This is a genomic window from Vogesella fluminis, from assembly GCF_014652335.1.
Lineage (GTDB): Bacteria > Pseudomonadota > Gammaproteobacteria > Burkholderiales > Chromobacteriaceae > Vogesella > Vogesella fluminis.
In genome coordinates this window covers 41,595-53,197 of sequence record NZ_BMYP01000022.1, presented here as the reverse complement: position 1 = coordinate 53,197, position 11,603 = coordinate 41,595, and the positions used below count along the sequence as shown (strand labels likewise).

Here is an 11,603-nt window from a genome sequence, read left to right as displayed (position 1 = left end):
GGTGGATAGGTGGACGGGCTGGACGCTTACGATGCTTCTGGCTTCGACCGTGCTGTTCTCTGGCTGCGCCACGCAGGGCAAGCCGCCGCCGTCGATTTCGCTCGATGAACCGGTGCAGGCCCAGCCGCTTCCCGAGGCGCCGAAGCCGGTCGAAGTCGTGGCTGTGCCCGAGGTGCTGCCAATGCCGGCGCAGATGAAACCCATCCCGGACGCCAAGCCCACAGCAGAACCCGCCGATGAAACCGTGCGCGTGTCCCGCGCCAACGCAGAAGCGCGCATTGCGCCGACGCGCGAAGGCTACGTCAATGCGATTCAGGTCTGGCCGTTCACGGATGGCGCGCTGTATCAGGTCTATGCGGCCGTGGGCCGTGTGACCGTGATCGCGCTCCAGCCGGGCGAAGAACTGGTGACGGTGGCCGCTGGCGACACGGTGCGCTGGATCGTTGGGGACACATCGAGCGGCAGCGGTGATGCGCTGCGCGTCAATGTGATGGTCAAGCCGATCCGCTCCGGCCTCAAGACGAATCTGGTCATCACCACCAGCCGGCGCACCTACCTGCTGGAGCTGACCTCGACCGAGAAGACGTGGATGGCATCGGCGTCCTGGGAGTACCCGAAGGACAAGATGCTGGCCTTGCAGCGACAGGCGCAGGCGGCCAGCGCCGCCGCGCCAGTCGATGCGGGCCTGTCGCTGGGGAAGATCCGTTTCCGCTATGCGGTCAGCGGCAGCAATCCGCCGTGGAAGCCGCTGCGCGCCTTCGACGACGGCGAGAAGGTCTATATCCAGTTCCCGCCGGGCATCGCCCAGGGCGAGCTGCCGCCGCTGTTCGTCATCGGCGCGCAGGGTGACGGGCAACTGGTGAATTACCGCTTCCGCTCGCCGTACTACATCGTGGATCGCCTGTTCGGCGCGGCCGAGTTGCGCCTGGGCGGTGACAAGGGCGACGTGGTGCGGATCGAGCGCACGGACGGAACGCGGAGGAACTGACCATGAGCCAGGACGACTCCCCTGATCTTGCTCCGCAGGCGGGCAAGGTCGCGCCCGAGGCGGCGGCGCTGCGCGCTCAACCGCGCCCGGTCACGCGCCTGAACCGGCGCACTTTGGCCATCCTCACCGGCGGCCTGTCGGTCGCCGTGCTCGGGGCCACGATCTGGTCATTGCAGCCGCATCGGCGCGGCGCGGGCGAGCAGACCGAGCTGTACAACGTCGATCGCGTGTCCAAGTCCGAAGGGCTGGACGGCCTGCCTTCGGACTATTCCAAGCTGCCGGCCAAGGTGCCGGAACTGGGGCCACCGCTGCCGGGCGATCTTGGCCCGGCCATCGTGAAGTCGCAGCAGCCGGTGACGCCGACATATACGCCACCGGGCCACGACCCGGAGGATGCACGGCGCAAGGAGGCTGATGCGGCAGCGGGTTCGTCGGTGTTCTTCCGCTCCGGCGCTCAGGGCAAAGCCACCGCGCCAGGCACGGCCCAAGTCGCTGCGGCTGCGCCCGGCAGCACCTTGGCCGGCTTCGACCCGCTGGCCGCCGGGCCGGCCTCGACAGCGGCGCAGCCATCCGACCCGACCGCCGTGCAGAACCGGCAAGACCAGAAAGAGGCTTTCCTGAAAGGCGGCTCTACGGAAACCCGCAATTCCGGCAATCTGCAAATGCCGTCCTCGCCGTATCAGGTCATGGCTGGAACGGTGATCGCCGGGGCGCTGGTGACGGGCATCAAGTCGGACTTGCCGGGTGACGTGATCGCCACGGTGACAGAGCCGGTCTATGACACGGCCACGGGTAAGTTCCTGCTGATCCCGCAGGGTTCGCGCATCCTGGGCAAGTACAACAGCCAGGTGAGCTACGGGCAGAGCCGGGTGCAGGTGGTGTGGAACCGCGTCATCCTGCCAGACACGTCATCGCTGAAGCTCGACAACCTCGCGGGCACCGATCCGGCCGGCTATGCCGGGCTGGAGGATGGTGTCGATTGGCATTGGGATCGCGTTTTTGCCGGCGCGGCGCTGACGACCCTGCTGGGCGTGGGTGCCGAGTTGGCTGCGCCGGAGAACCGGCAGGACGGCAACCGCATCGTCATCGCTGGGCGCGACAGCGCGCAGGACAGCATCAACCAGGTCGGCCAGGAGATGACCCGGCGCAACATGAACATCCAGCCGACGCTGACCGAGCGGCCGGGCCTGCCGGTGCGGATCATCGTCAACCGCGATCTTGTGTTGCGTCCCTACCAGCCGTTGTTCTTCAACCGTGGAGTTGCGAAATGAACACCACCAAGAAGCTGCGGCTTGGGCCTCTGCCCAAGACCGAAAGCGTCAAGCTGACCTTTGCGTGCCCGGTCAGCCTGAAAGCCGACCTCGACCGCTACGCCGCGCTGCACTCGCAGGCGTATGGCGAGGCGGTCGATGCAACGACGCTGATCCCGCACATGCTAGAGGCGTTCATGGCAGCGGATAGGGGATTCAGGAAGGGAGGTAGGGGCAAGGCCGCACCGCCCAAATCAGGCTGACGAAGCGAACGCACCCAACAGCCGCTCACGATGAAAGCGCAGCCTACGGGCTGCGCTTTCATCGTTCTGGGAGTCGGTCAGTTGGGCTATTATGGAAACGCAAGTCGGTCTGCTGTTGGGAAACGTGCACGATGCAACGCGACCCGGCTTTCTTTCCTGTCGCTCTTATGTGGCACCTAGCCCACGTCGCCCGAGTCGCTTCAAGCGGCCCCAAACAGAGCTAACCTTGCGTCCCACATAGAGTTTTAGACCTCGTGCGATTTGCATAAATGGCTTGACACGAGCAGTTTTTTATTGCGGCCAACCTTGCGCCAAGGTTGGCCGCATTGTGTTCCGGCGCTGCTCTGGCACAATGGCGGCAATTCAAGGAGATGATCATGCAATTGACGGAATTGCTGGCGGTGCTCGACGCCAAACTGGAGCCGGCCCGCTTCAAGGATTACGCCCCCAACGGCTTGCAGGTGGAGGGGCGCAGCGAGGTCAGGAAGATCGTGACCGGCGTTACCGCCTCGCAGGCGCTGATCGACGCCGCCATCGCGGTGCAGGCTGATGCCATCGTGGTGCATCACGGCTATTTCTGGAAAAACGAGGCGGCGCCGATCATCGGCATCAAGCGCCAGCGTATTGCCAGCCTGCTGCAACACGGCATCAGCCTGCTGGCCTACCACCTGCCGCTGGATGCTCACCCCGAACTGGGTAATAACATGCAATTGGCACGGCAGCTTGATATTGCCAATCCGCAACCAGTTGCGACGGAACCCTTGTTGTGGCTGGGTGACTGGGGGCAGGGCTCGGCGGCCGATTTTGCCGCACGGCTGGCCTGCCGCCTGGGGCGCACGCCACTGCTGCTGGGTAACGCGCAACGTCATGCCCGGCGTATTGCGTGGTGTACCGGTGGCGCGCAGGGTTATTTCGAGCAGGCGATTGCGCTAGGGGCAGATGTGTTCATTTCCGGGGAAGTCTCAGAGCATAATTTCCACTGCGCAGAAGAGACCGGTGTCGTATTTCTTGCGGCAGGTCATCATGTGACCGAGCGTTATGGTGTAAAAGTACTGGGTGAGTGGCTGGCTACAGAATATGCACTGGATGTGCAATTTATTGACCTGTACAACCCGGTCTGATGCGGCGTCCATGATGCGGATCAAGTGATTTGCGGAGCGCCCTTCAGGTTCCATTCGGTAATCAGGTAGAATTACACGGTTTTAAGTTTTAGGGCTCGGTTTCCATGTTTGAGGATGACTGCAATGAGTGAACAACACGTTGATACGGGGCGTCGTCGCTTTCTGACGCTAGCCACCAGCGCGGTTGGTGGTGTGGCGGCAGCCGGTGTGGCGGTGCCGTTTTTGATGAGCTTTGCACCTTCTGAGCGTGCCAAGGCTGCTGGTGCGCCGGTCGAGGTCGATATCAGCAAACTGGAGCCGGGCCAGAAGATTAACGTCGAATGGCGCGGCAAGCCGGTCTGGGTGCTGTCCCGCACCCCGGAGCAGTTGAAGAACCTGGCGACCATCGAAGGTGAATTGCTGGATCCGAAATCGGAATCGCCGGAACAGCCGGAATACTGCAAGAATGCAACCCGCTCCATCAAGCCGGAGATTCTGGTTGCGGTCGGGATTTGCACGCACTTGGGCTGTTCGCCAACCCATCGTCCGGATATCGCTCCTGCCGATCTGGGGCCGAAATGGCTAGGTGGTTTCTACTGTCCTTGCCATGGCTCCAAGTTCGACTTGGCTGCCCGTGTCTATAGCGGTGTGCCGGCGCCGAAAAATATGGAAATTCCGCCGCACAAGTATATGTCCGATACCCGTCTGCTGATTGGCGACGACAAATAAGCGAGGGGAAAAACATGAGCAAAGGACAACAACTGCTGAACTGGATCGATGACCGCTTTCCGCTGTCGTCGATGCTGAAAGACCATATCACCGAATACTACGCACCGAAAAACTTCAACTTCTGGTACTTCTTCGGCAGCCTGGCGATGCTGGTGCTGGTGATCCAGATCGTGACCGGCATTTTCCTGACCATGAACTACAAACCGGATGGCACGCTGAACGGTGCCGGTATCCCGGTGGCGTTTGCATCGGTCGAGTACATCATGCGTGACGTGGCCGGTGGCTGGGTTATCCGCTACATGCACTCCACCGGCGCCTCCATGTTCTTCGTGGTGGTGTACCTGCACATGTTCCGCGGCCTGATCTACGGTTCCTACAAGCAGCCGCGTGAACTGGTATGGGTGTTCGGCACCCTGATCTTCCTGTGCCTGATGGCCGAGGCGTTCATGGGCTACCTGCTGCCGTGGGGGCAGATGTCGTTCTGGGGTGCGCAGGTGATCGTCAACCTGTTTGCCTCGATCCCGGTGATCGGTCCGGACTTGTCGGTATTCATCCGCGGTGATTTCGTGGTCGGCGACGCAACGCTGAACCGCTTCTTCGCCCTGCACGTGATTGCGGTACCGTTGATCCTGCTGGCATTGGTTGTGGCTCACCTGATTGCACTGCATGAAGTCGGTTCCAACAACCCGGACGGTGTCGAGATCAAGAAACTGAAGGACGACAAGGGCATACCACTGGACGGCATTCCGTTCCATCCTTACTACACCGTGAAAGACATCCTGGGAGTGGCGGTATTCCTGATCGTGTTCTCCGCCATCGTGTTCTTTGTACCGGAGATGGGTGGCTACTTCCTGGAGCATCCCAACTTCGACCAGGCTGACCCGCTGAAGACCCCGGCACACATCGCGCCGGTATGGTACTTTACCCCGTTCTACGCGATTCTGCGTGCGGTGCCGTCGTTTGCCGGTACCCAGGTATGGGGCGTGCTGGCGATGGGTGCGGCGGTGGTGTTGATTGCCTTCCTGCCGTGGCTGGACAAGTCGCCGGTGAAGTCGATCCGCTATCGTGGCACCAAGTTCAAGACCATGCTGGTGCTGTTCATCATCAGCTTCATCGGGCTTGGCATCCTGGGTGCGATGCCGACTACCAACCTGCGCACCGTGGTGGCTCAGCTGCTGTCCTTCGTCTATTTCGCATTCTTCCTGGCCATGCCGTTCTACACCAGGAATGATGCAGGTTCGACCCCGGTTCCGACCCGCGTCACCATGAGCACGCCTGCCCGGCAGGTGCGCTTTGCCGTATTGGTGGCCGTGACACTGGCGGTTGCAGCACTGTTTGCGAAACTCATCTGATAGAGGGGGCACTATGAACAAGACTATTCGTCAACTGATTGCCGCCGTTGCCCTCATTGTTCCTGCTGCCGGTGCTATTGCATCCGCAGAAGGTCCGGTGCTGGAAAAGGCGCCGATCAACGTCCAGGACACCGAAAGCCTGCAGCGCGGCGCACAGATTTTCGTCAACAACTGCCTGTCCTGCCACTCGGCCAGCGCCATGCGCTACAACCGTCTGACCGAAATCGGCCTGACCGAAGACCAGATCAAGGGCAACCTGATGCTGGCGACGGACAAGATCGGCGAGCAGATGAACGTGGCCATGGACAAGAAGGATGCCAAGGTATGGTTCGGTGCGGTACCGCCGGACCTGTCGGTAATCGCGCGTTCGCGTGGTGCCGATTACCTGTACGGTTATCTGCGTGGTTTCTACCGCGATGATACCCGTCCGACCGGCTGGAACAACCTGGTATTCGACAAGGTGGGGATGCCGCACATCATGTGGGACTGGCAGGGTGAGCAGGTGCTGGAAACCGTGAAAAATGCCGAAGGCCACGAAGAGCACAAGCTGAAGCTGATCAAGGCCGGCACGCTGACCAAGCTGGAAAACGGCAAGGCCAATACCGCCGAGTTTGACAAGCGCATGGCCGATCTGACCAACTTCATGGTGTACATGGCCGAACCGATGCAGGTCAAGCGCCAGCAAATCGGCTACATGGTACTGCTGTTCCTGTCCTTGCTGCTGTTGCCGGTGTCCTATTTCCTGAAGAAGGAATACTGGAAAGACGTGCATTGAGCAGGTCCGGGCTGTAAAGAAAGCGATGCTGCGGCATCGCTTTTTTATTTTGCAATCATGGTCTTGTGAAACTTTGCTGGTAATTGTCAAGTCGAAAGTGCTAAAATTGCCTGTTATTTCATCAACTCGTCCGCACTAAGGAATCCAATTCGTCATGATGACCCTCTATTCCGGCACTACCTGCCCTTTCAGCCAGCGCTGCCGTATCGTGTTGTTCGAGAAAGGCATGGACTTCGAGATCATCGACGTGGATATTCACAACAAGCCGGAAGACCTGGCTGTGATGAACCCGTACAACGAGGTACCGGTGCTGGTCGAACGCGACCTGATCCTGCATGAGTCCAACATCATCAACGAGTACATCGACGAGCGCTTCCCGCACCCGCAGCTGATGCCGGCCGATCCGGTGATGCGTGCCCGCGCGCGCCTGTTTCTGTTCCGCTTCGAGCAGGAGTTGTTCGTGCACGTCAAGGCGCTGGAAAACGGTGCCGGCGGCAAGGAAGCCACCAAGGCCCGCGACGGCATTCGCGATGGCCTGGTGACTATCGCCCCGATTTTCGCCAAGCAGAAGTTCATGCTCGGCGAGGAGTTCTCGATGATCGACGTGGCGATCGCGCCGCTGATGTGGCGTCTGGAGCACTACGGAATTGACCTGGGCAAGAGCGCGGCGCCGATCCTGAAGTACGCAGAGCGCCTGTTCCAGCGCCAGTCGTTCATCGATTCGCTGACCCCGGCTGAAAAAGCCATGCGCAAATAAGGGGTGCTGTCGTGTCGACCAGTACCAAGCCCTACCTGATCCGCGCACTACATCAGTGGTGCACCGACAACGAGCAGACCCCATACCTGGTGGTGCATGTAGATGGCAACGTCACGGTGCCGCTGGAGTTCGTGAAGGATAACGAAATCGTGCTCAACATCGGCTACAACGCCACCAAGAACCTGCAGATCGACAATGAATGGCTGTCGTTCTCGGCGCGCTTTGGCGGGGTCAGCCGCGATATCTGGGTACCGATCGGCAATGTGCTGTCCATCTTCTCGCGCGAAACCGGCGAGGGCATGGGCTTCGAGCTGGAGCCGGTCACCGGCGAGCGGCCGCAGCCGGCTGCCGAGCCGGAGTCGGGCGCGACCGACACACCGGCCAGCGGCAAGGACAAGCCGTCGCGTGCGCACCTGCGTATCGTCAAGTAAGTCACGCGGCTGTCGCTGACAATCAGAAAACCGCCCGAAGTTGGGCGGTTTTTTTGTGGCACCAGCGGCAAGGTTGGCCGCAGATGGTCCGGGCGCTTGGGCGCAGGGTAGGGGCGGTTGCCAGCGGTACGGTCGCGGCGTGTGCCGTCACCCGTCACGTGAGTGCCATAGCCGTGGTGGCAAGAAAAAACCGCCCGGCAGGCGGGCGGTCATGATTGCGGCCAACGTTGGCCGCAGGCAGTTGGCGCATTTACTCGATGCGTTCGCCGTGCAGCGCCACGTCCAGGCCTTCGCGTTCTTCTTCCTCACTGACACGCAGCCCCATCACCGCATCGATGATCTTCAGCAGTATGAAGGTGACGATGGCGCAGTAGATGGCGGTGGCCAGCGCACCCACGGTCTGGGTCATCACGCTGCCTTCCACGCCACCGATCTCCTTCACCGCAAACACGCCGGTAAGGATGGCGCCGAGCAGGCCGCCAACGCCATGTACACCAAAGGCGTCCAGCGAGTCGTCATACTTCAGCATGTGTTTCAGCGAAGTGGCACTCCAGAAGCATACCAGACCGGAGATCAGACCGATGGCCAATGCACCCTTGGCATCGACAAAGCCTGCTGCCGGGGTGATGGCAACCAGGCCGGCGACAGCGCCGGAGGCAATGCCAAGTACCGAAGGCTTGCCTTTGCTGATCCATTCTGCGGTCATCCATGCCAGTGCTGCCATGCCTGTGGCAACCTGGGTCGCCACCATGGCCATTGCGGCACGGCCATCGGCCGCGACCGCCGAGCCGGCATTGAAGCCAAACCAGCCGACCCACAGCATTGAGGTCCCTACCAGGGTCAGCACCAGATTATGCGGTGCCATCGCTTCGCGGCCGTAACCGATACGCTTGCCCAGTACCAGTGCCGCAACCAGGCCGGCAATACCGGCGTTGATGTGCACCACGGTACCACCGGCAAAATCGAGTACGCCATGATCAAACATCCAGCCACCGGGTGCCCATACCCAGTGTGCAACCGGGACATACACGAGCAGCGACCACAGCGCCATGAACACCATCATCGACGAAAACTTCATGCGTTCGGCGAAGGCACCGGCGATCAGTGCCGGGGTGATGATGGCAAACGTCATCTGGAACATCATGAACACGCCTTCCGGGATGGAGGCGGCCAGCGGATGTACCGTCAGCTTGGCTTCATCTTTCAGGTACAGCATACCGTCGAGGAAGATGCGGTCGAGACCGCCGATATACGGGTTGCCCGGCATGAATGCCAGGCTATAGCCGATCACCGTCCACAGCACGGTGATCATGGCGCAGATGGCAAAGCTCTGCATCAGCGTGGACAGCACGTTTTTCTTGCGCACCATGCCGGCGTAGAACAGGGCCAGGCCGGGAATGGTCATGAACAGCACCAGTGCGGTGGAAGTCAGTATCCAGGCGGTGTCACCGCCGCTGATGGTGCTGGTGGCAACCAGTTGCGGCAAGTTGGCAAAGCTGGGGGCCGTAAATAGTGCCGATAGTAGCGCCGGGGCGCCGATTGACAGTTTTTTCATTGTATTTCCCCTTGCATTGGGCCTTAAACGGCATCGGCGCCGGTTTCACCGGTGCGGATGCGGACGACCTGCTCCAGATCCATCACGAAAATCTTGCCGTCACCAATCTTGCCGGTGCGGGCGGCCCCCTCAATCGCCTCGACCACCTGATCCAGCAACTCGTTGGCGATGGCGATCTCCAGTTTGACCTTGGGCAGGAAGTCCACCACATATTCGGCGCCACGATACAGCTCGGTATGCCCCTTCTGACGTCCGAAGCCTTTGACTTCGGTAACGGTAATGCCCTGGACACCGATGGCAGAAAGCGCTTCCCGGACTTCGTCAAGTTTGAACGGCTTGATAATCGCGCTGACCAGTTTCATGTTTGACTCCTTGATGCGAGGTTGTGCGTAAAAAGACAATCTGGCCAATGCATGAACCGTGCCAGTGTTTATTCTTGTTATTTATCAGTAATTTGCGATGGGATTGCCTTTTTGGTGCATCATTTTCTGCACCATGCACCGCAGTCGGGAGGCGGCATGCTTCAGTGTGGTGCGTGCGGGCCGCTGCAGGGGGCGGCACTTTTTGCTAAACTCAAATTCAATCCATCATGACAAAGTCAAGGAATTGCCATGCTTAGCCAGAAACTGTTCGATGAAATCAGCAACAAGATCAGCGAAACCATAGCCGCCAGTCCGGCCAAGGACATCGAGAAGAACATCAAGGCGATGATGGGCGCCACCTTTGCGCGCATGGATCTGGTGACGCGTGAGGAATTCGACGTGCAGCAGGAAGTGCTGGCGCGCACCCGCGAGCAGCTGACGCAGCTGGAAGCGCGCCTGCAGGCGCTGGAAGCCGCTACCGGCCCGGCGGCAGAGGCTCCTGCTGACGGCTCCGACGCACAGTAAGCATGACGCTGGCCGTTTGCCTCAGCCGTGCCCTGTCCGGCTTGTGTGCTCCGCAAGTCAGTGTCGAGGTACACCTGTCAAACGGCCTGCCGTCGTTCACACTGGTCGGCCTGCCGGATACCGAGGTCAAGGAAAGCCGCGAGCGGGTGCGTGCCGCGCTGCTGCAATCCGGCTTTGATTTTCCGGCACGACGCATTACCGTCAACCTGGCGCCCGCCGATCTGCCCAAGGAATCCGGGCGTTTCGATTTGCCGCTGGCGGTCGCCTTGCTGGCAGCAGCCGGGCAGCTGCCGGCAGAGCAACTGGCCGGCTATGAAATGGCGGGTGAGCTGGGACTGGGGGGCGAATTGCGTCCGGTACGTGGCGCACTGGCAATGATCAATGCCGCACGTGGCAGCGGCCGTGCATTCATCCTGCCGCATGCCAGTGCCAGCGAGGCCGCACTGGTGCATGGCGTCAGCATTTTTTCTGCCGGCACTCTGGCAGAGGTGTGTGCACATCTGGCCGGGATTAGCCGTCTGCCGGAGGTGTCAGCAGCACAAGTACGGCCTGCCGAGCAAAACTATCCCGATTTGTCCGAGGTTCGGGGGCAGGGGGCGGCCAAGCTGGCACTGGAGCTGGCTGCCGCTGGCGGGCACAGTCTGCTGATGCAGGGGCCGCCGGGTACCGGCAAATCAATGTTGGCCGCACGCCTGCCCGGCATCCTGCCGCCAATGACGCTGGATGAAGCACTGGAAAGCGCTGCAGTACAGTCGCTGGGCAGCCAGGGTTTTACCTTGTCGCACTGGCGTACTCGTCCCTACCGCTCGCCTCATCACACAGCCTCGGCGGTGGCCTTGGTCGGCGGCGGCTCCGATCCGCGTCCCGGCGAGATCAGCCTTGCCCATCGCGGTGTACTATTTCTGGACGAGTTGCCCGAATACGATCGAAAAGTCCTTGAAGTGCTGCGGGAACCGCTGGAGAGCGGCGAGATCCATATCTCCAGAGCAGCGCGACAGGTTTCCTACCCCGCGCGTTTCCAGTTGCTGGCCGCGATGAATCCCTGCCCGTGCGGCTATCTTGGCCATCCGCGCAAGCCCTGCCGCTGTACGCCTGAGCAGGTCAGCCGATATCGCGCTAAAATATCCGGCCCGCTGCTGGACCGCTTTGACCTGATGGTGGAGGTCGGCTGCCTGTCGCTGGACGAGCTGCAGGCTTTGCCCGGTGGTGAGGACAGTCGGGTGGTGCGTGAGCGGGTAACCATGGCACGCGAGCGGCAGCTGCAGCGACAGGGCAAGATCAATGCCGAATTGACCTCGGCGGAGCTGGCCGAGGTCTGTCCCTTGCCTGCAGCGGACTGCGCATCATTGAACCAGATGCTGGACAAGCTGGACTTGTCGGCACGGGCATATTTCCGGGTACTGCGCATTGCACGCACGCTGGCGGATCTTGGCGGGCACGCTTATCCGGCACGGACGCATCTGTTGCAGGCTGTGCAATTCAGGCGAGGGTTGGCCGGCTTTGGCAGTCGTTGAAT

Annotated in this window: 13 protein-coding genes; 11 read left to right on the top strand and 2 right to left on the bottom strand. The window is 60.9% G+C overall.

Annotated elements, in window-relative coordinates; all coding sequences use genetic code 11:
- From trbG to IE083_RS10015, 9 genes are all read left to right on the top strand, one after another.
- Nucleotides 1-988: P-type conjugative transfer protein TrbG (gene trbG / locus IE083_RS10055; protein WP_444545829.1), on the top strand; the 988-nt coding region annotated here is incomplete at its 5' end.
- A 2-nt stretch (nucleotides 989-990) separates the two neighbouring features.
- Nucleotides 991-2,259 (top strand): TraB/TrbI/VirB10 family type IV secretion system protein, encoded by a 1,269-nt coding sequence (locus IE083_RS10050; protein ID WP_189353468.1) that lies wholly within the window; start codon nucleotides 991-993, stop codon nucleotides 2,257-2,259.
- A complete protein-coding gene (locus IE083_RS10045; RefSeq protein ID WP_189353467.1) occupies nucleotides 2,256-2,501 on the top strand; it encodes a DUF2274 domain-containing protein in 246 nt (81 codons plus the stop codon). The genes IE083_RS10050 and IE083_RS10045 overlap by 4 nt, the downstream gene beginning before the upstream one ends.
- Before the next feature lie 377 nt (nucleotides 2,502-2,878).
- Nucleotides 2,879-3,622, top strand: a complete 744-nt coding sequence (locus IE083_RS10040) for a Nif3-like dinuclear metal center hexameric protein (protein ID WP_189353466.1) — start codon at nucleotides 2,879-2,881, stop codon at nucleotides 3,620-3,622.
- A 123-nt stretch (nucleotides 3,623-3,745) separates the two neighbouring features.
- Complete coding sequence (gene petA / locus IE083_RS10035; protein ID WP_189353465.1) at nucleotides 3,746-4,330, top strand: ubiquinol-cytochrome c reductase iron-sulfur subunit; 585 nt, start codon at nucleotides 3,746-3,748, stop codon at nucleotides 4,328-4,330.
- Between the two features lie 14 nt (nucleotides 4,331-4,344).
- Nucleotides 4,345-5,682: a cytochrome b gene (locus IE083_RS10030; RefSeq protein WP_189353464.1), complete on the top strand. Its 1,338-nt coding sequence runs from the start codon at nucleotides 4,345-4,347 to the stop codon at nucleotides 5,680-5,682.
- Nucleotides 5,683-5,695: 13 nt separating this feature from the next.
- Nucleotides 5,696-6,457: a cytochrome c1 gene (locus tag IE083_RS10025; RefSeq protein ID WP_189353463.1), complete on the top strand. Its 762-nt coding sequence runs from the start codon at nucleotides 5,696-5,698 to the stop codon at nucleotides 6,455-6,457.
- Nucleotides 6,458-6,611: 154 nt separating this feature from the next.
- Nucleotides 6,612-7,214, top strand: coding sequence for a glutathione S-transferase N-terminal domain-containing protein (locus IE083_RS10020; RefSeq protein ID WP_189353462.1), 603 nt, complete (start codon nucleotides 6,612-6,614; stop codon nucleotides 7,212-7,214).
- A gap of 11 nt (nucleotides 7,215-7,225) precedes the next feature.
- A complete protein-coding gene (locus IE083_RS10015) occupies nucleotides 7,226-7,645 on the top strand; it encodes a ClpXP protease specificity-enhancing factor (protein ID WP_189353461.1) in 420 nt (139 codons plus the stop codon).
- Nucleotides 7,646-7,895: 250 nt separating this feature from the next.
- Here the strand turns inward: IE083_RS10015 and IE083_RS10010 are convergent, their stop codons facing one another.
- Entirely contained in the window at nucleotides 7,896-9,200 is a 1,305-nt protein-coding gene (locus IE083_RS10010; RefSeq protein WP_189353460.1) for an ammonium transporter, read from the bottom strand.
- Nucleotides 9,201-9,223: 23 nt separating this feature from the next.
- Nucleotides 9,224-9,562: a P-II family nitrogen regulator gene (gene glnK / locus IE083_RS10005; RefSeq protein WP_189353459.1), complete on the bottom strand. Its 339-nt coding sequence runs from the start codon at nucleotides 9,560-9,562 to the stop codon at nucleotides 9,224-9,226.
- Nucleotides 9,563-9,811: 249 nt separating this feature from the next.
- Between glnK and IE083_RS10000 the strand changes: the two genes are divergently transcribed.
- Nucleotides 9,812-10,087, top strand: coding sequence for an accessory factor UbiK family protein (locus tag IE083_RS10000; RefSeq protein ID WP_189353458.1), 276 nt, complete (start codon nucleotides 9,812-9,814; stop codon nucleotides 10,085-10,087).
- A 2-nt stretch (nucleotides 10,088-10,089) separates the two neighbouring features.
- Nucleotides 10,090-11,601, top strand: coding sequence for a YifB family Mg chelatase-like AAA ATPase (locus tag IE083_RS09995; protein WP_189353457.1), 1,512 nt, complete (start codon nucleotides 10,090-10,092; stop codon nucleotides 11,599-11,601).
- Nucleotides 11,602-11,603: the final 2 nt, after the last annotated feature.

Coding starts and splice junctions, on each gene's coding strand:
- IE083_RS10050 (WP_189353468.1), top strand. CDS start 991: ATGAGCCAGGACGACTCCCCTGATCTTGCTCCGCAGGCGGGCAAGGTC.
- IE083_RS10045 (WP_189353467.1), top strand. CDS start 2,256: ATGAACACCACCAAGAAGCTGCGGCTTGGGCCTCTGCCCAAGACCGAA.
- IE083_RS10040 (WP_189353466.1), top strand. CDS start 2,879: ATGCAATTGACGGAATTGCTGGCGGTGCTCGACGCCAAACTGGAGCCG.
- petA (WP_189353465.1), top strand. CDS start 3,746: ATGAGTGAACAACACGTTGATACGGGGCGTCGTCGCTTTCTGACGCTA.
- IE083_RS10030 (WP_189353464.1), top strand. CDS start 4,345: ATGAGCAAAGGACAACAACTGCTGAACTGGATCGATGACCGCTTTCCG.
- IE083_RS10025 (WP_189353463.1), top strand. CDS start 5,696: ATGAACAAGACTATTCGTCAACTGATTGCCGCCGTTGCCCTCATTGTT.
- IE083_RS10020 (WP_189353462.1), top strand. CDS start 6,612: ATGATGACCCTCTATTCCGGCACTACCTGCCCTTTCAGCCAGCGCTGC.
- IE083_RS10010 (WP_189353460.1), bottom strand. CDS start 9,200: ATGAAAAAACTGTCAATCGGCGCCCCGGCGCTACTATCGGCACTATTT.
- glnK (WP_189353459.1), bottom strand. CDS start 9,562: ATGAAACTGGTCAGCGCGATTATCAAGCCGTTCAAACTTGACGAAGTC.
- IE083_RS10000 (WP_189353458.1), top strand. CDS start 9,812: ATGCTTAGCCAGAAACTGTTCGATGAAATCAGCAACAAGATCAGCGAA.
- IE083_RS09995 (WP_189353457.1), top strand. CDS start 10,090: ATGACGCTGGCCGTTTGCCTCAGCCGTGCCCTGTCCGGCTTGTGTGCT.